We start from the raw sequence: 18,356 nt of genomic DNA, 5'->3' as shown, positions 1-18,356 counted from the left end.
CTCAGTCTCAGTCTCAGTCTCAGTCTCAGTCTCAGTCTCAGTCTCAGTCTCAGTCTCAGTCTCAGTCTCAGTCTCAGGATCATCCAGTTCAGCAAGAAGCAATTGCAAGGCATTGATGCGCTCACCCTGAGGTGTGGCTCTAAGCCCCACGGCCAGTTGGTTAAGCATGCTGACCAAGGCTTCCTGGGAAGCCAGCACTTCCTCAAAGAACACGTCACGATGAGGAATATGCGCACTAATGCAGGATTGATAGACCTCGCAAAGAGCTGAACTCAATGCCTCCACGTCTGAAAGCCCCGCGTTAGCGGCCCGATCAGAGAAATGGGTGAACTCAGCGGACAGCGAGGCAGCATGATGAGCATCATCACCCGTTGCTTGCCAGGCCTCTAGCAGCCCATCGGCCTTGAGCAGGATATCCATGCTCTCGATAAGAAAATCGGAGAGGCGTTGACGATTGTGATGCGTATTCGACTCTGCCGCATCGATCGAAGCGGTCTGCTCGGATCTTTGCTCCAGCAGATCCTGCAATCGAGCCAACAAGGCATCATTATCGATAAGCTGAATATCGATATGGTCGTCACTCAATTGTCTGAGGCCGTCCTCTATCGAATACGCTGCATCCGCCAGCACCTGCTGCTCTTCAGAGCCAAACGGTGTATGGCTTGCCTTGTATTCCTTAACAACACGCTCCAACAACGAAGCAAGGTCAGCAATCGCTGAAATACCTGCCATATGAGCGCTACCCTTGAGGGTATGCAAGGCACGCAGCAGATTATCAGTAACCTGTTGAGGTACCTCAGGGTCCGCCTGTTCGAGGTATTCCGCAATTGTTGCAAGATGAGCCTCCGCCTCATTACGGAAGATATCCAATAGCAACGGATCAACATTTTCACGCTCAGGCAGCTCTTCAAACACAGGCTCGCTTGTAACCTGTGCATCCAGCGACTTTTCGTCATCAGCTTCAAGGCTAAGCTCTGGCTCTGGCTCTGGCTCTGGCTCTGGCTCTTCAGCATGGTCTACAGCCGTAACCGGAGCCTCGACGTCAGCATTTTCATCCTCAGAAGCAGGCTCTACCTGTTCAGAAGACTCAAACGCGTCTGGGATGGGAAGCCCACGGGCCAGCGCATGAGCCGCCGCTGCAAGGTAATCGACATCGTTACGCTGACGCTGAGCATTCAGCTCGTATTCATCAATCAGCTGCGGCAGTAGCTGTACGACCTCGTTTACTACATGCTGAATATCGGCAGAGGTTTCTACACTGTGGTCGATGACACGGTTGAGAAGATTTTCAACTGCCCATGAGAGCTCGCCAATGATCAAGGCGCGCACCATGCGCCCACTGCCTTTCAAAGTATGGAAGGCTCGACGGCTCTCAGATAACGCTTCACGATCCGAGGCATTAGTTAGCCAGCGGGGAATATACGTGTTAAGCGTTTCGAGTACTTCTTCTGCCTCTTCGATGAAGACTTCTCTCAAATCTTCATCGACAGGCTCCTCCTCAACAGGAGGAGGAAGAATAGAGGGAGGAGCTTCTTTTGCAGGCGGATTGATAGCCTGCACAGGGGAGGCCATGACATCCCCCAGATCCATATCTGTCTCTTCGCCATGACTGGGGAGAGAGGCGTCAGCTACTGTATCGACGTGTTCAGGTAACGCCTCAGTCTCAGTCGGCTGCGTTGCATCCAGACACGCAGTGGCCCCCTGCGCGTCATCACTGGCTTCCAAGGCACCGGCAGCTGCGTCGGCAGGCAGTTCTGGCTCTGTCGAGGGCTCGTGAGAAAGCGCCTCCTCCGCCATCGGCTCAAGTGATGTGGCGTCCTGCTGTTGGCCGTCAACACCAGAAGCGGTGCTGGCTTCAGGAGAGCTGCTTTCGAGCGAATCAACCGCTTCAACATGGACAAGCTCTTCAACCTCTGCATCAGCATCGCTCATAGCGCTGTCAGCGCTTGCGTCCGGCGTCGGCTCTGTAGCGATTTCCTCTATAACCAGAGGCACATCAGTCGAACTGGATACCAAGGGATAGCCCAAGGTTTCCATGCTCTCCTCTGCTACATCAAGAATCAGCTCCTGCTGTGCATTGGAGTCGTCAGCGAGACGTTCAAGGTAATATTCGACACTGGTAATAGCATCTGCCAGCGTGTCCAAGCTCTGCCAGTCTGGAACGACCTGGCGAGCCAGGAGCTCTTGCTGAATATAGCGATTACATGCCTCAACCAGGCCTGCTGCACGCTCCAGAGGAATCATGCCCAGGCCGCCTCGAACCTGGGTCAGCAACTGGGGAATCGGCAACAAATGCTCATGATTCCATTGAGAGGCTATGAATTCGATAATGGCATCTTTGGTCTGCTCAAGACCATTACGCGCCTCTCTAATGACAAGCTGATGTACCTGGGCAACGTCTGTCGTGGGAAGATGAGACTCCTCATCATCGCCATGATCCGTCACGCCAATCATGCCCGCCAGTGTTGCCTCGACATAAAGCAACGCACCTGCGATATCCATAAGCGCAGAATCGGTGCCGGGCACATCCCCAGCGGCCAGCGCCGAGACCTGATCGATCTGATCTAGAATGACGCGACGCGGCTGGCCAAAGCCCAGGACAGCCAACGTGTCTGCAATTTGCTTCAAGGGAAGCAGCAGTGCGCCCAGCTCGCTAGACTGCTGACGGTCGCTACGTACATACAAATCAAGGCTGTCCTTGATGCGCACCAGCTCTTCGCATAGCGCTGTTACCACAGAGCGCATCGCATCGCGATCCGGACCAATGCTTCCATTGTTTCCAGTATCACCCTGCCCTGAAATCTGCAGCGCTTCTTCGAGCTTGTAGAGAGCCTTTATTTCCTTTATTCGGGGCGTATCGCTTGTAGCTTGGCCCAGATAGAAAAGCAGATCGCGTGTCAGATCATAAGAAGCTGGCACATTGAGTGCCGCTGTTCCGCTTGCCAGCAGCCGCTTGAGCTCATTATCGATGCGACGCAGAAATACACGTACGCGGCTATCGTTCTCGAAGACGCCAGCGCTGAGTCCTTCAATCAGAGCAGAAGCCATCGGCCACAACTCGCCAAGCGGACTGCCTGCGCATAAATGCTCAAGACGCTCGAACACCTTCGTCAGATAATTGAGGTGACTGGCAACACCTTGGTTACGGAACAGGCTGACTTGTGCAACCTGTAAAACCTGACGGAGTTTGCGTACGACTACCGGCCAATCGGTTGCTTGTCTGCGAGCCAGCTCTTCAGGCTCGAGAAGCGGCACAAGAGGCGGAGAAGCTGGCGAGAAGAAGTTAACCTCGGATAAAGGCTTCTCGCCTCTGACTGCACGCAGTTCATTCAGAAGCGGCAGCACCATCATCGGCAGGTCGCGACGGGCACCGAGAATGCGATCCAGATAGGATGGAAGTTGCAAGATGGCTCGCATCAGAACTTCAAGCGCATCACTCTGGGCTGCTACCGGATCGTTCTGAAGCACCTCGGCCAGCCGCTCCATTTCTTCGGCAAGCAGCGCCGCGCCATAGAACTCGACCATCTGCAGGGTGCCGTGGACCTGGTGAATGTAGGTCAGGCAGAAGCGAATCCGGGTAGTGTCCTGAGGATTCTCAACGAAAGCTTCAAGTGCATGCTGGGCTTGCTTCAGCGTTTCGGCAATCTCACCCTTCACCCACTCCAGAGCGACATAATCGTGCCGATCTGCCATATTCACTCCATTCATACCGTTAAGCTACCCTGCGGGTAAAAGCCAAAACACGCTCATCAGCGACCGGGATCAGGTCTGGATGACTCCAGCCAGTGACCTCTCCCACGCCAATTACTAAAAGTCCGCCGGGGTTCAGCTTGCTGACAAGCTGATTGAGAATGTCCTTACGAAGCCACCGACGAAAATAAATGAGCAGGTTTTGACAGAAAATGACATCCATGCCAGATATGGGTGTTCTACCAAGCTCGAGCACATTCAATCGCGCGCAACACAGGCGAGCTTTCAAAGCGGAAGCTATGGAAAACGTTCCATCTGCATGATTTGAAAAATAGCGATCAAGCAGCGAACTATCTAAATGCTTAACTTTCTCAGAGGCATATATTCCAAGACGAGCGTTGCTCAAGGCATGTGAACTAATGTCTGTAGCAAAGACACCGTAGCGCTCGGATAAACCCGCCTTGCGGAAGGTCTCTGAGGCCGTTATTGCCATTGAGTAAGCTTCTTCTCCACTGGAGCAACCCACACTCCACAAAGACAAGGTTGCCTCGCTGTCCAATTGGATACGCTGACTCAAATAAGCCTCCAACGTCTCGAAGGAAGGAAGGTGGCGAAAAAACTGAGTGAACTGCGTGGTTAAGTGATTCAGCAGATCAGTCCATTCCCTTGCGCCCGTCACTCCCCGTGTTACATATCGATAGTAGTCTGCGTAATCGTTGATACCCAGCGCTCGCATACGGCTCGTCAAATGGGTCTGAAAAAATGGGCGCCTCGCGATATCGATAACAATCCCAACACGACTCTCAAGCAAATGCTGCCAAGCGATGAATTCGCTTGGCAGCATTTCCATTGAGGGCTGGAAACTCCAGCCCTGGGGATGCTCGACATTCGTTGCGATAGTGTCCATACCTCTCGCCGCTCCGTACGAGCTATGCACTTAGCTAGGAGACTGATCTTCTGGCAGCTTGAAGCCCGAAACCGAACGTCTCATTTCATTCGCCATCTTCGCCAGGTCTCCAATGCTACGAGCGGTAGCGGTAGTACCGGCAGAGGTTTGCGAAGTAATTTCCTGAATGACGTTCATGGTGTTCGAGATGTGACCTGCAGACGACGCCTGCTGACGCGCAGCATTGGAAATGTTCTGGATCAGACCTGCCAACGCTCTGGAAACCTTTTCAATTTCCTCGAGCGCCACACCCGCGTCCTGGGCCAGAGAGGCACCACGAACTACTTCGGAGGTCGTTTGCTCCATGGAAATAACAGCTTCGTTGGTATCGGTCTGAATCGCTTTTACAAGGGCTTCGATCTGCTTGGTTGCGCCAGAGGAACGCTCAGCAAGACGTTGAACTTCATCGGCTACCACGGCGAAGCCGCGACCCGCATCACCGGCCATCGAAGCCTGGATGGCCGCATTAAGGGCCAGAATGTTTGTCTGGTCGGCAATGTCGTTAATCAAGCTAACGATGTCACCGATCTCTTGGGAGGATTCACCCAGTCGCTTGATCCGCTTGGAAGTGTCCTGAATCTGCTCACGGATGTTATCCATGCCCACGATCGTATTATGTACGACCTGGTTGCCCTTGTTTGCAATGGATACAGAGCGCTCTGCTACCGCAGTCGACTCGGAGGCGTTGGCCGATACCTGGTCAATAGAAACTGCCATTTCGTTAACAGCGGCAGAAGCCCCGGCGATTTCCTGCGCCTGGTGCTCGGAAGCCTCCGCCAGATGAATAGCGGTTGACTGAGTTTCCTGAGCAGCTGCCGATACCTGAACCGCTGTCTGGTTAATGGTTTTAACCAGGTCACGCAACTGGTCGATCGAGTAGTTGATCGAGTCAGCAATCGCCCCTGTAAAGTCTTCGGTAACGGTTGCCTCTACGGTCAGGTCACCGTCGGCAAGGTCTGCAATTTCGTCAAGCAAGCGAAGAATCGCAGCTTGGTTACGCTGGTTCTTTTCATTGGTTTCAGCCAGACGCTGACGTGCTTCTTTTACAATGATAAGACCGATTGAAATAATCGATACCAACGCGATAAGGCCCAGAACGTAGTTACCGAGGACGTTGATACGTCGCTCAGCCGTTACGTTGCCATAACCTTGCGCCAGATCCGACGCTTTGGTCAAAAGCTGCTGTGAACTGGCAAAAATCTGGTTGGCTGCTTCACGCACGACAAGCAGCTCAGAAGACGTACCGAGAATTTCGTCCACGTTGCCGGAAACGAATTCAAACAGCTCGTTAACCTCATTCAAACGGCTAACAGCCTCAGGGTCAGTCACTTTTGCGATGTTCATCGAAGCGTTGCCTTCAAGCATCGCGTTCAAGACACGGCCAAACATACTGGCATCACGACCGAAACTATCGGCGGCCTGAACAGCAGACTGATCGCCAGCCAGCACCTTGTTAACCGAACCCAGAATACGCTCAGCCAGGAGTGACTGACGTTGCGCGACCGCTACTTGTTCAGCGGGTGCCTTACGCTCCAGCAGGATGTTAACGATCTCATCGTACTCCACCTGCAACTGGGGAATCGTCTGGGCAAGCGTAGTCGCAAGCTGATGCAATGATAGTACGGTCTGCTCACTGGCCGTAATGTCATCCGCACTTTTCCGGACACGATCCCATTCAGCCTGTACCGCTTCCATTTGTGGGGCAACAGACAATGAAGAAGGCGGCAAACCTGCTAGCTCATTACCGTTACGCAAGATATCCCAGCGTCTTTCGAACTCGTTACGAGCCGCCTTAAGCTGATTGAATGCCTCGGGCTTACCTGTTGCAGCCTCACTCGCGTTGGTGGAAATACGCTGTGAGAGAACACGCAACTCACCCGCATGCTCAAGATATTGCTTATCGTGGTTGGCTTGCGTACTGAGATACGCGAAGTTTGCGAAAAGCAGAACAATTGAAATGATCAGCGCGACAAAAAGGCCGGCGACCAAAGGACTCGTTTTCCCCGTACTCGTTTTCTTCATTGCTGGCCCCCGCCTGGACCGGTTTATTGCATATTCCTTTGTGATAAAGCCAATTCATTTGGCCCCACAATCCATTGCCCATGCAATTAGATGGCCAGCTTGACTGGCTCTCGTTCAGCATGGATGTGTCCGCCTGCATGTCTTATACAGAGAAGCGTGGCGATACTGATGTTACGTTGTGCGCTAAGCGGCAACGTTTAAAAACTGCTGGTGTTGAACCAGTGCGTGTGGACTGAAAACCAACCACTCCGATTCCCGGATAAAAACCCCGTGAATGAAAGCCTCTAGCTTTTCTATCGGCGCAGCGGACTTTTCACTGAAGGAAGTGATTGAAAAATGTTGCATACCAAACACTTCATCGACGATCAGTCCAGCATAAATGTCCTGGTGATCAACAACCAGAACACGGCGCTGAGCACGAACAGACGATGACTCGCCGCCCAGAAATCCATTGAGATCCATCAAGGGAAGCAAGCGTCCGCGAACATTGGCTACACCCTTCACCCAGCTTTTTACGCCAGGTAAAAGGGTATAACGAGGCTCATGGAGAATTTCGCTCACCTCCCCCATTGGAGCAACAAACAGACGGCCTCCCATACGGAACCCGACCCCGCTCCATGAGCGCACCACCTCCTGCTGAGCAGGCAATCCCGCCGCCAAGTCCCGGCATCGCTGATCGATCTGAGCGAAAAGGGTATAAGGAGTATGGCTTCCATTCATATGAAGATCCTGCCTTGAATGACCTTAAGCGCTGAGTACACCAGCCAAGGTTTTCAACAATGTGTCTTCATCAATCGGCTTCGTCAGATAATCACGCGCACCTTGACGCTTGCCCCAGACCTTGTCGGTCTCCTGATCCTTGGTCGTCACGATAACGACAGGGATCTGGCTGGTTTCGCTGTCTTTGGTTAACTGACGGGTTGCCTGAAAACCGTTCAGACCGGGCATCACGATGTCCATCAGAACGACATCGGGCTTTTCCTGACGAGCCAAGGCAACGCCATCAGCACCGTTTTCAGCCTTGAGAACCTGATGGCCGTGCTTTTCCAGCATGGCGGTCAGCTTGTACATTTCAGTCGGTGAATCATCGACTATCAAAATTCTAGCCATTTTCGAATCCTACTTGGTCAGTACCACGAACCAGACGCCTCAGGACGTATGCTCGACTGGGGTAAAATTAGGCACATGGTTTTTTATTGCGCCGATCAGCTCTTCTTTGCTGAACGGTTTGGTCAGGTATTGATCGGACCCAACGATCCGACCCTTAGCCTTGTCAAAGAGGCCGTCACGCGAAGAAAGCATGATGACCGGCGTCGATTTGAATGCGCTATTGTTCTTGATAAGCGCACAGGTCTGATAACCGTCCAAACGAGGCATCATGATATCAACGAAAATGATGTTGGGATGGTTATCCGCAATTTTTGCGAGCGCATCGAATCCATCGACGGCAGTAATAACTTCGCAGCCTACTTTCTTGAGAAGCGTCTCGGCGGTTCGACGAATCGTTTTCGAATCATCGATTACCATTACCTTCAGACCTTCGGAGTACTGTTCCATGTTTGCTTTACCACCACATAGGCGAGTTATGACGCCTTTATCAATGCATTCCAGCCCTTTTAAGCTATCGGCTGGAAATCGAATCTTTTTAGCACAGTCTACAGGGTCTATCTATTAACCACCGGACTACCGGTTTTTCTTGATAACTAAGCGCGCTATCGCCACTCTGAGCATTCATCAGTGTCGGCCGATCAGAGCCGTCAAACCGTTTGCTTTGGAGAATCGATCAATGAGCATACGCATCGGGATAGTTATGGATCCCATTGCCCATATTGCCTACAAAAAAGACAGTTCCCTTGCCATGTTGTGGGCTGCTCAGGCGCGTGGATGGACACTACATTACATGGAGATGCAGGACCTGTACCACCTTGACGGCAAATCTCGTGCGCGCTGCCGTTTATTGAAGGTACATCAAAATTCTGAACACTGGTACGACCTGCATGACGAGCTGGACATTCCTCTTGCAGACTTAGACGTCATTCTGATGCGCAAGGATCCACCCTTCGACAATGAGTATGTCTATGCTACTTATATGTTGGAACAGGCAGAGCGGGAAGGATCGTTGATTGTTAACAAGCCCTCCAGCCTTCGCGACTGCAATGAGAAATTTTTTGCCACTTTATTCCCAGAATTGACACCCCCTACACTGGTCAGTCGCCGTGCCGACTTGATTCGGGAATTTGCCCAAACCCATCAGGACGTCATCCTCAAGCCGCTCGATGGAATGGGTGGCTCGTCCATCTTCAGACACCGCGAAGGCGACCCGAACCTGTCAGTCATACTGGAAACGCTGACACAGCACGGAACACAACAGATCATTGCGCAGCGCTACCTACCGGCTATCAAGAGTGGCGACAAGCGTGTACTCATGATCGATGGCGAACCCGTGGAGTACTGCCTTGCCAGAATACCGGCTCAAGGCGAAACCCGAGGCAATCTGGCGGCGGGTGGCCGGGGTGTCGCGCAACCCTTGTCTGACAGGGACAGAGAGATCGCGGCTAAGGTAGGACCTGAGCTTCGCAAGCGTGGCCTACTATTTGTAGGACTGGATGTAATTGGCGAGCATCTGACGGAAATCAACGTGACCAGCCCTACCTGTATTCGGGAAATTGATAACGCCTACGATACCCGCATCGCTGAGCGGCTGATGGATGTCATCGAAAAGAAGGTGGCGATGAGACCTGGACGATAGACATTTGTCCCAACTCTCTTCAGACTTCCTCAAATAGTCATCAACCGGCACGACAGGATCGTCCTGCCGGTTAGCAGTTTTCTCATAGCGTAATCTCAACTACTCATCATGAATGCCGCTATCCCAAATACGCTGCCTGCCGCCTCTGCCGTTCGCCCTGCAGACCGTCTTGGCTTTACCCTCTTTATAGCGGCACTGGTTCATGTCGTTCTGATTTTGGGCTTGGGCTTTTCCATGCCGGAACCTAGTGAAGTCAGCAAGTCCCTTGAGATTACACTCGCTTCATTCAAGAGCGACAAGGCGCCGGAGAAAGCGGATTTTCTGGCCCAGGAAAATCAGCAGGGCAGCGGCACGCTTGATAAGGCACTGGCACCCAGCACTACAGAAGAGGTGCCATTCAAAGACAGCGAGATAAAGCCTGCCGTCAAGCCGACCTCCCCTCGGCAAACCACTGAATCCAAGACCCCCAAGGCCGCCGTCACGACCAAGTCGGCACGCCAGGACAAGGCACCTACCCGGAAAGAAAAACCCGAGCCTGAAGCTGTCGCCCGAGAAACACCTCACTTTGATAATTCTCAGATCTCAAGCGAAATAGCCAGCCTTGAGGCCCAGCTCTCCCAGGAGCGTCAGCAGTATGCCAAGCGGCCAAAGATCTACCGGATCAATGCAGCCTCTACCATGAAGGACAAAGGCGCCTGGTACAAGGAAGACTGGCGCAAGAAGATCGAACGAGTCGGCAACCTGAACTATCCAGAGCAAGCCCGCCGCGAACGACTTTACGGAAGTCTTCGCCTGCTGGTCTCTATCAACCGAGACGGCTCGCTTTACGAGGTTCAAATCCTCGAATCCTCTGGACAGACCGTGCTTGATCAAGCCGCCCTGCGTATTGTGCGCCTGGCTGCGCCATTTGCACCGTTTAGCGGAGACCTCAGCGATATCGACAGGCTTGAAATCATAAGGACATGGCGCTTTGAGCGTGGAGACCGACTCGCCAGCCAATAATGTTGTTGAGTTAGGCTTGAAGCTTCCTACATGAAGCTAGAAACTAGCAGCATGAACGCTAGCACTCCGCAATACCTCAAAAACCATCTTTTGATCGCCATGCCGCACATGGCGGACTCCAACTTTGCCCAGACGCTCATCTATCTGGTTGAGCACGGCGAGGATGGTGCCATGGGCATTATCATCAACAAGCCAAGCGCATTAAATCTGGAAGATGTTCTGGAACAGCTGCGCCCTGATGAAGCGCCACCGCTTTCCTCGAGAAGCACTGCCATTTATAACGGCGGACCAGTGCAAGTCGAGCGCGGCTTTGTTCTTCATCCATCCGGCCCGCAATTCCAGGCAACACTGGAGCTGGGTGAGCTGGCACTTTCCACCTCTCAGGACATCTTGTTTTCCATAGCCGATGGCCACGGGCCCGAGCAGCACCTGATTGCCTTGGGCTACGCCGGGTGGGAAGCAGGCCAGCTTGAAGTCGAGCTGGCTGAAAATGCCTGGCTTACCTGCGAGGCCGATCCATCCATTCTGTTCGATGTTCCCAGTGAGCTTCGTTTGAAAGCAGCAGCGGCCCAGTTAGGTATCAACCTATCCTTATTGACCAGCCAATCGGGTCATGCCTGAATGATTTCCTCATTTAAGCTGGTACTGGGATTTGACTACGGCACGCGCCAGATAGGCGTTGCGGTGGGCCAGCCTGTAACAGGCCAAGCTCGAGAGCTATGCATTCTCAAAGCACAAAATGGTGTGCCGGACTGGTCGAAGGTTGAGAGCCTGCTTAAAGAGTGGCAACCCGATGCGCTGGTAGTGGGCCTTCCATTAAATATGGACGGTACGTCTAGCGAGATGAGTACACGTGCGGAGAAATTCGCACGACGCCTCAATGGTCGATTCAATCTACCTGTTTACACCCACGATGAGCGCCTGACCACATACGAAGCCAAGGGTGTACGTCTTGCCCAAGGCCAGCGTGATGGTTACCGTGAACGCCCTGTCGACGCCTTGGCCGCTGCCATGCTCCTTGAAGGCTGGCTTACTGCCCAAGCCGAGACGGTCAAACCCGAGCCTCCGCAGGAGAATGCATGAGCACCCCGAATCCTACCGATCTAATTCCGCAAATGGCGGATCAATTGACTCGCCACCTTGAGCGCAAGGGTATTAGCGAACCCTGCTTGGTGGGAATCCGAACCGGAGGTGTCTGGGTTGCTCAAGCGCTACTGGATGCTCTTCAGAATGAATGGCCTCTAGGCACCCTGGATGTTTCATTCTATCGGGATGACTTTACTCAGAATGGGTTGCATCCACAGGTACAACCCTCTGCCCTCCCCTTTGAAATAGAAGGCAGGCACCTTGTTCTGGTTGACGATGTGCTTATGACCGGGCGCACCATTCGTGCGGCATTAAATGAATTGTTCGATTATGGCCGCCCAGCCAGCGTGACCCTCGTCTGCCTATTGGATCTGGAGGCGCGCGAACTTCCTATTCGCCCCGACATCGTTGGTCAAACGCTTCCCTTGGGTCCGGATGAGCGCATCAAGCTGACAGGGCCTACTCCCCTGGCCTTTGAACGAAAAGCCCTTTCTTCTGCTATTTGACACTCAAGGCTTACCGCCATGACCAACGCTACGCGTTCCTTGCAACTGAATGCCAATGGTCAGTTGCGCCATTTTCTTTCCCTGGATGACTTACCTCGCCCTCTGCTGACCGAACTGCTTGATACGGCAGACTCCTTTCTTGAGGTAGGCGCACGCGCAGTCAAGAAAGTACCCTTGTTGCGCGGCAAAACGGTATGCAATGTTTTCTTTGAAAACTCAACCCGGACTCGAACCACTTTCGAGCTGGCGGCCAAGCGGCTTTCTGCCGATGTCATCACACTGAACGTTTCGACTTCCTCGACCAGCAAAGGCGAAACACTGTTCGATACCTTACGAAACCTGGAAGCTATGGCGGCGGACATGTTCGTAGTCAGACATGCCGACTCCGGCGCTGCACATTTTATTGCTGAGCATGTTTGTCCACAGGTAGCAATCATCAATGGCGGTGACGGCCGTCATGCACACCCCACACAGGGCATGCTCGATATGCTCACCATTCGCCGTCACAAAGGTGATTTCGAAAAACTGTCTGTAGCGATTGTTGGGGACATCCTGCACTCCCGCGTGGCGCGCTCGAATATGCTGGCGCTACGGACTCTGGGATGCCAGGACATTCGCGTCGTCGCACCACGCACGCTCCTGCCCATCGGCCTTGAAGATAGTTATGGCGTAAAAACGTTTACGGACATGACGGCCGGACTGAAAGATGTGGATGTAGTCATCATGCTGCGTCTTCAACGCGAACGGATGCAGGGTGGGCTACTGCCCAGCGAAGGCGAGTATTACAAGCTGTTCGGACTGACCACACAACGCCTGGCTCAGGCTAAACCAGACGCAATTGTCATGCACCCCGGACCGATCAACCGTGGAGTGGAAATAGAGTCGGCCGTCGCTGACGGGAGTCAATCTGTGATTCTTAATCAGGTGACCTACGGCATTGCCGTACGTATGGCTGTTCTATCCATGGCAATGAGCGGGCAAACGGCCCAGCGTCAACTTGAGCAGGAGAATATCTAAGTGACTCTGAGCATTATCAAGGCGCGAGTAATAGATCCCGCCACCCGCCTCGATCAAATAACCGATATTCACGTTTCCCAAGGCAATATCATTGCCTTGGGTGAAGCCCCTGTTGGTTTCAAGGCAGAAACTGTAATTGATGCCTCTGGACTGATAGCAGCTCCCGGCCTTGTTGATCTGAATGTGTCGCTCCGCGAACCAGGCCATACCCGAAAAGGCACTATAGAAAGCGAAACGCAGGCAGCGGCAGCAGGTGGTACAACCAGCCTGTGTTGTCCGCCTTCTACCAAGCCCGTACTGGATACTACTGCGGTCACCGAACTCATTCTGGATCGTGCGCAAGCGGCAGGTAAAGCGCGTGTCTTTCCTGTTGGTGCCCTGACAAAAGGGTTGGCCGGAGAGCAACTTGCCGAACTCGTTACATTGCACAGTGCAGGCTGTGTAGCCTTTACCAATGGGCTGGCTCCCATGGCAGGCATGCGCACGCTTCGGCGAGCACTGGAGTACGCAGCGACCTTTGATTTGAAGGTTATCTTTACGTCTCAGGATGCTGATCTAGCAGAAGGCGGGCTGGCTCATGAGGGCCCTACCGCTAGCTTCCTAGGTCTTGCTGGCATCCCAGAGACAGCTGAAACCGTTGCCCTATCCCAAAACCTTCTTCTGGTTGAGCAAAGCGGCGTACGAGCACACTTTAGCCAGCTGACCAGCGCCCGTGGAATCGAGATGATCGCTGAAGCGCAGGCACGGGGGCTCCCTGTCACCGCCGATGTAGCGTTGTATCAACTGTTCCTTACTGATGAACGGCTTGAAGGGTTTTCCAGTTTTTACCATGTGCAGCCGCCTCTTCGCACTGAGCGAGACAGGCAGGCGTTGCGTGAAGCAGTACGAAGCGGCGTAGTACAGGCCATTGCCAGTCATCACCAGCCGCATGAAGAAGATGCGAAGCTTGCGCCTTTCGCAGCCACCGAGCCCGGTATCAGCAGTGCAGAACTGTTGTTACCTCTGACCCTGAAGCTTGTAGAAGAAGGGTTACTGGATTTATCGACTGCCCTTCACAGGCTAACAAGTGGCCCTGCCTCTGTATTGGATCTGCCTGCCGGTCAGTTATCAGTAGGTACCCCAGCCGATATCGTCCTCTTCTCGCTCGAAGAGCGTACCACCGTAGGCAAGCCCTGGCTTTCACGCGGGCGCAATACGCCATTCATGGACGTAGAGCTGCCAGGAAGGGTTCGCCACACACTGGTTGCAGGCAAGACAACGTATCAGGCCTGAAACCAGCGAACCCGCTGTGTACAGCGGGTTCGCTCATCCCTACCCTAGAATACCGCCTCCTTTCTGCCGATTCTCGATGGAGACCTGATCGTTCAGCGTCCAGAAATCTTACAGCACACCCAACAGGAAAAATCCACCGGTAAAGAAGTACAGAATGGCCGTGATCCATTTACCCATGTACAACCGATGGACGCCAAAAATGCCCAGAAACGTCAACAGTATCCACGCAATGCTGTAATTGACGCGACCGCCCTGGAACCGCATATCTGCCTCACGATCCATGCTGGGGATCAGGAACAGGTCGATCAGCCAGCCAACCCCTAGAAGGCCTAGCGTAAAAAACCAAATGGTGCCGGTAACCGGCTTTCCGTAATAAAAGCGATGAGCACCCAGAAAGCCAAAAATCCACAACAGGTATCCAAGTACTTTGCTATGCGTATCGTTTTGGTACTTCATGACAACCTCAGTCACAGAGCGGTAATGTCTGCTTCATAAGCAAGATTTTTTGATTTCACTGGTCATTCTGCCAGTGATTCCAACTGGTATAGAAACCTTTTGCGACATGAACCGCTGATTTTTGATAAATATCTCGACCGGCGGAGCGGAAATAAAACTATCGATCTGATATAAAGTTGCGCGATTTTGATTATCAGGTCCGTCGACAATGCGCTCTTTACTCATTACCTGGCTATCAGCCTGTTTGGTACTGCCTGTGACGGCAGTCCAGGCCAAAGAAGCCGTTAGTGCTCGCGCTGCCGCTCCGGCTCATGCCAAGTCAGCACCACGTGCCAATAAACCCAAGGCACGTACACAACATGTTTATGCTCCTGCCAAGCCCAAGGCGGGAACCATTGTGCAAGCACATGCTGCCGCTCAGCATGCTGCGGCCAAGGAAAGCACCAAAGTAGTCAACCGCGCAATCGATGTACTAGGGACACCCTACCGTTGGGGCGGCACAACACCTAAGCATGGTTTTGACTGCAGCGGACTCGTGAATTATGTATACCGTGACGTCCAGAATCTTGAGCTACCTCGTACCTCTCAGGAGCTGGCTCGCATGGATGGCATGAAGGTTGGAAAAAAGGATCTAAAACCTGGCGATTTGATCTTTTTCAAGATACATGGCCGCAATGTTGACCATGTTGCGATTTATATGGGCCATGACCGCTTTATCCATGCACCACGTCGTGGAGAAAGCGTACGAATTGATCATCTCAGCCGCCCCTATTGGAAAACGCGTTTCGCCTCAGCCAAGCGTGTTCTTCCCCAGATGGTCGCCACGAGTGAACAGCAGGTCCGCCCACGTAGTGCGCCTAATCCCCACAAGTCCTAACGATAGCGCTACCGTAAGCCCACCGTTGAGCAGAAGCGGTTGAAGACTTTCTGTAGCCCTTTATACTGTGCACATATACAGTATAAAGGGCTGCTTCATGGAGTTGACCGACAAACTCATCGTTTTGGCTGACGCCGCCAAATATGACGTGTCATGTGCCAGTAGTGGAGCACCCAAGCGCTCATCCAAGGGTAAGGATGGTCTAGGCGCCACAGATGGCATGGGTATTTGCCACAGCTTTACGCCCGATGGCCGTTGCGTCTCCCTGCTTAAAATCTTACTGACCAACTTTTGCCTCTACGACTGCCAATACTGTGTCAATCGTAGGTCCAGCAATGTCCCCCGCGCCCGTTTCACGCCGGAAGAAGTTGTAAAACTTACGCTCGATTTTTATCGGCGCAATACCATCAGCGGTCTCTTCTTGAGCTCAGGAATTATCCGCTCGGCAGACTATACGATGGAGCAGCTGATCCGAGTGGCTCAGTTACTGCGCGAGGAGCATCAGTTTCGAGGTTATATTCATCTAAAGACCATTCCTGATGCAGATCCCTTACTAATCGCCAAGGCAGGGCTTTATGCCGATCGTCTTTCAGTCAATATCGAACTGCCTACCGAATCGGGCCTGACACGTCTTGCTCCTGAAAAGGAGGTTCGCAGCATCAAAAAAGCCATGGGCACGATCCGTCTTGGTCTGGAGGAAACCGCCGCTGAAAAGAATGCGCCACGCTTTGCACCGGCTGGGCAGAGTACGCAGATGATCGTAGGCGCTGATGCTACTGATGACCGGACCATACTGGATACCGCGCAAACCCTGTACGGCGCCTACCAGCTGAAACGCGTGTACTATTCGGCGTTCAGCCCCATCCCGGATAGTCCGAACTCCGTACCTCTCATACCTCCGCCTTTATTGCGCGAACATCGACTTTATCAAGCAGATTTTCTTATTAGAGGTTACGGTTTTACGGCCACGGAATTACCAACGGAAGGTGGAAATCTCCCGCTGGATATTGATCCTAAGCTTGCTTGGGCTCTGAGTAACCGTGACACTTTTCCCCTCGATCTCAATCAGGCGGAGCCTGCGTTAATTGCTCGGGTTCCAGGCATTGGGATGCTGTCAGCCAAGCGCCTCGTGACCTTAAGACAGCAACGGCGTATCCGCTATGCAGATCTCATTCGTCTTCGTTGCAGCCTGGAAAAAGCCAAGCCATTCATCATTGTTCACGATTATCGTCCCAGCTCCATGCTTGCGGAATCCTTGCACCTTCGTACCCAACTCAGTGAAAAGCCTGCCCAATTGGCGCTCTGGTGACCATGCGCACTGTTTCCTTTGACGGCTCGTTTGCAGGTTGGCAGCGCGTAGCCAGACAGTTGCTAGAGCAGGACATAGCGCCCCATGAAATCAGTTGGCAAACCGAGCCTCTATCAAATGATTTGTTTGCTATCGCAGATGCACAGCCATTGGAAAGGGCCTCATCAACTATCCGAGTACCCAGACAACTTGCAGACTTATTGAACTTAGCAGCCTGTTATCGACATCCCCAGCGTTGGGCACTGCTATACCGTGTCCTGTGGCGAGTCGTACGAGGTGATCAAGCGGCGATGCTGGCCGGTGACGAGGACGGCAGTGAATTGCACCGTTGGGCCAAGGCAGTCAGACGAGAAATTCATCATTTACATGCCTTCCTACGCTTTAAACAGCGGAGCGAGCATGCGGGTAACCCCCACTACGTTGCGTGGCATGAACCGGCTCATGATGTGTTGGCGCTGGCCGCTCCACATTTCTGCAACCGGATGGGGAATACCTCCTGGCTGATCGCCACACCGGAGGCAGCCGCATTATGGGATGGAAAGACATTAACGCTCGAGGCCCCCTGCCCCACAGGACTGGAAGCGCTTGCTAAACAGCAACGTGATGATGGCGAGCGCCTCTGGATGGCTTATTACGCAAGCACATTCAATCCCGCCCGCGCCAACCCCAAGGTCATGACGGGACATATGCCCAGGCGATTCTGGAAAGACCTGCCGGAGGGACCGTTGATCCCCACACTGCTTAGCGAGGCGCGCACCGGTACGCAGCGAACGGCCCAAGCGAAAAGCGTAAGCGAACAGACAGGAAAAACGGTACCCGTATCAGCTGCTAAGGTATTACCGGTACGCGAACAACCAAGCACCCTGGAAACCTGCCGTCGCTGCCCGCTCTGGCAGCGCGCCACTCAAGCCGTTCCAGGCGAGGGGCCTCTCAATGCGAGGCTTTTCCTGATAGGCGAGCAGCCCGGCGATCAGGAAGATCTGCAAGGCCGCCCTTTCATAGGGCCGGCTGGGCAGGTGCTTGATCGAGCTATTCGAGAGGCAGGCCTACAGCGGGAATCGCTCTATCTGACCAATGCCGTCAAGCATTTCAAGTGGACGCAACAGGGACGTCGACGCAAACACGTTACCCCTACCGTTGAGATCGCCCCGTGCCGCCATTGGCTCGAGAACGAGCTGGATACCATCAAGCCGGACGTCATTGTTGCATTAGGGGCTACCGCACTGGAGTCCCTGATGCACAGAAAACCAGGCTCATTGAGTGAGTATATGGGTCGTGTTACACAGTGGCAGGGGCGGTGGCTGATCGTCACGTATCACCCATCCTATGTTCTGCGCGTACCCGAGGAAGCCAGGCAGAGACAGGCCCAAGCAGCGCTTACCGCAGCCTTGGTACAGGCCAGGCAGCTACTTGAGCCTTAAAGG

The 18,356-nt window shown here is 53.3% G+C and carries 17 protein-coding genes; 10 read left to right on the top strand and 7 right to left on the bottom strand.

Annotated elements, in window-relative coordinates; all coding sequences use genetic code 11:
• The 6 genes from GM154_RS21405 to pilG all read right to left on the bottom strand — a co-directional run.
• Positions 1-3,693: Hpt domain-containing protein (locus tag GM154_RS21405; protein WP_219653292.1), on the bottom strand; the 3,693-nt coding region annotated here is incomplete at its 3' end.
• Positions 3,694-3,712: 19 nt separating this feature from the next.
• Complete coding sequence (locus GM154_RS21400; RefSeq protein ID WP_219653291.1) at positions 3,713-4,597, bottom strand: protein-glutamate O-methyltransferase CheR; 885 nt, start codon at positions 4,595-4,597, stop codon at positions 3,713-3,715.
• A 30-nt stretch (positions 4,598-4,627) separates the two neighbouring features.
• Positions 4,628-6,658 carry a methyl-accepting chemotaxis protein gene (locus GM154_RS21395; protein ID WP_010795386.1) on the bottom strand — a complete coding sequence of 677 codons (2,031 nt, stop codon included), beginning with the start codon at positions 6,656-6,658 and terminating at the stop codon, positions 4,628-4,630.
• Between the two features lie 183 nt (positions 6,659-6,841).
• Positions 6,842-7,378 (bottom strand): chemotaxis protein CheW, encoded by a 537-nt coding sequence (locus GM154_RS21390; protein WP_074824906.1) that lies wholly within the window; start codon positions 7,376-7,378, stop codon positions 6,842-6,844.
• Between the two features lie 24 nt (positions 7,379-7,402).
• Complete coding sequence (gene pilH / locus GM154_RS21385) at positions 7,403-7,768, bottom strand: twitching motility response regulator PilH (RefSeq protein ID WP_010795388.1); 366 nt, start codon at positions 7,766-7,768, stop codon at positions 7,403-7,405.
• A gap of 39 nt (positions 7,769-7,807) precedes the next feature.
• A complete protein-coding gene (pilG, locus tag GM154_RS21380; protein ID WP_010795389.1) occupies positions 7,808-8,215 on the bottom strand; it encodes a twitching motility response regulator PilG in 408 nt (135 codons plus the stop codon).
• Positions 8,216-8,444: 229 nt separating this feature from the next.
• On the opposite strand from pilG, the gene gshB reads away from it, so the two are divergent.
• The 7 genes from gshB to GM154_RS21345 all read left to right on the top strand — a co-directional run bounded on the left by gshB (position 8,445) and on the right by GM154_RS21345 (position 14,290).
• Complete coding sequence (gene gshB, locus GM154_RS21375; protein WP_010795390.1) at positions 8,445-9,407, top strand: glutathione synthase; 963 nt, start codon at positions 8,445-8,447, stop codon at positions 9,405-9,407.
• A gap of 108 nt (positions 9,408-9,515) precedes the next feature.
• Positions 9,516-10,409 carry an energy transducer TonB gene (locus tag GM154_RS21370; protein WP_219653290.1) on the top strand — a complete coding sequence of 298 codons (894 nt, stop codon included), beginning with the start codon at positions 9,516-9,518 and terminating at the stop codon, positions 10,407-10,409.
• A 51-nt stretch (positions 10,410-10,460) separates the two neighbouring features.
• Positions 10,461-11,030, top strand: coding sequence for a YqgE/AlgH family protein (locus GM154_RS21365; protein WP_010795392.1), 570 nt, complete (start codon positions 10,461-10,463; stop codon positions 11,028-11,030).
• A complete protein-coding gene (gene ruvX / locus GM154_RS21360) occupies positions 11,031-11,492 on the top strand; it encodes a Holliday junction resolvase RuvX (RefSeq protein WP_019364349.1) in 462 nt (153 codons plus the stop codon). It abuts the gene before it with no gap.
• The gene (gene pyrR, locus GM154_RS21355) at positions 11,489-12,001 is read left to right on the top strand and encodes a bifunctional pyr operon transcriptional regulator/uracil phosphoribosyltransferase PyrR (protein ID WP_010795394.1); all 513 of its coding nucleotides are present in this window, start codon (positions 11,489-11,491) and stop codon (positions 11,999-12,001) included. The genes ruvX and pyrR overlap by 4 nt, the downstream gene beginning before the upstream one ends.
• A gap of 18 nt (positions 12,002-12,019) precedes the next feature.
• A complete protein-coding gene (locus GM154_RS21350; protein ID WP_019364347.1) occupies positions 12,020-13,018 on the top strand; it encodes an aspartate carbamoyltransferase catalytic subunit in 999 nt (332 codons plus the stop codon).
• Positions 13,019-14,290 (top strand): dihydroorotase, encoded by a 1,272-nt coding sequence (locus GM154_RS21345; protein WP_125887765.1) that lies wholly within the window; start codon positions 13,019-13,021, stop codon positions 14,288-14,290.
• 108 nt (positions 14,291-14,398) lie between these two features.
• Here the strand turns inward: GM154_RS21345 and GM154_RS21340 are convergent, their stop codons facing one another.
• A complete protein-coding gene (locus GM154_RS21340; protein WP_219653289.1) occupies positions 14,399-14,746 on the bottom strand; it encodes a TM2 domain-containing protein in 348 nt (115 codons plus the stop codon).
• A gap of 208 nt (positions 14,747-14,954) precedes the next feature.
• On the opposite strand from GM154_RS21340, the gene GM154_RS21335 reads away from it, so the two are divergent.
• The 3 genes from GM154_RS21335 to GM154_RS21325 all read left to right on the top strand — a co-directional run bounded on the left by GM154_RS21335 (position 14,955) and on the right by GM154_RS21325 (position 18,353).
• Positions 14,955-15,623, top strand: a complete 669-nt coding sequence (locus GM154_RS21335) for a C40 family peptidase (RefSeq protein ID WP_010795398.1) — start codon at positions 14,955-14,957, stop codon at positions 15,621-15,623.
• 97 nt (positions 15,624-15,720) lie between these two features.
• Positions 15,721-16,932 carry a putative DNA modification/repair radical SAM protein gene (locus tag GM154_RS21330; RefSeq protein ID WP_122041883.1) on the top strand — a complete coding sequence of 404 codons (1,212 nt, stop codon included), beginning with the start codon at positions 15,721-15,723 and terminating at the stop codon, positions 16,930-16,932.
• Positions 16,933-16,934: 2 nt separating this feature from the next.
• Positions 16,935-18,353 carry a UdgX family uracil-DNA binding protein gene (locus tag GM154_RS21325; protein WP_219653288.1) on the top strand — a complete coding sequence of 473 codons (1,419 nt, stop codon included), beginning with the start codon at positions 16,935-16,937 and terminating at the stop codon, positions 18,351-18,353.
• Positions 18,354-18,356: the final 3 nt, after the last annotated feature.

It is taken from the genome of Pseudomonas sp. MAG002Y, assembly GCF_019400845.1.
In the GTDB taxonomy this organism is placed as follows: Bacteria; Pseudomonadota; Gammaproteobacteria; order Pseudomonadales; family Pseudomonadaceae; genus Chryseomonas; species Chryseomonas luteola.
Note: the sequence above shows the minus strand (reverse complement) of the source record. Positions and strands in the feature narration are given on the sequence as shown.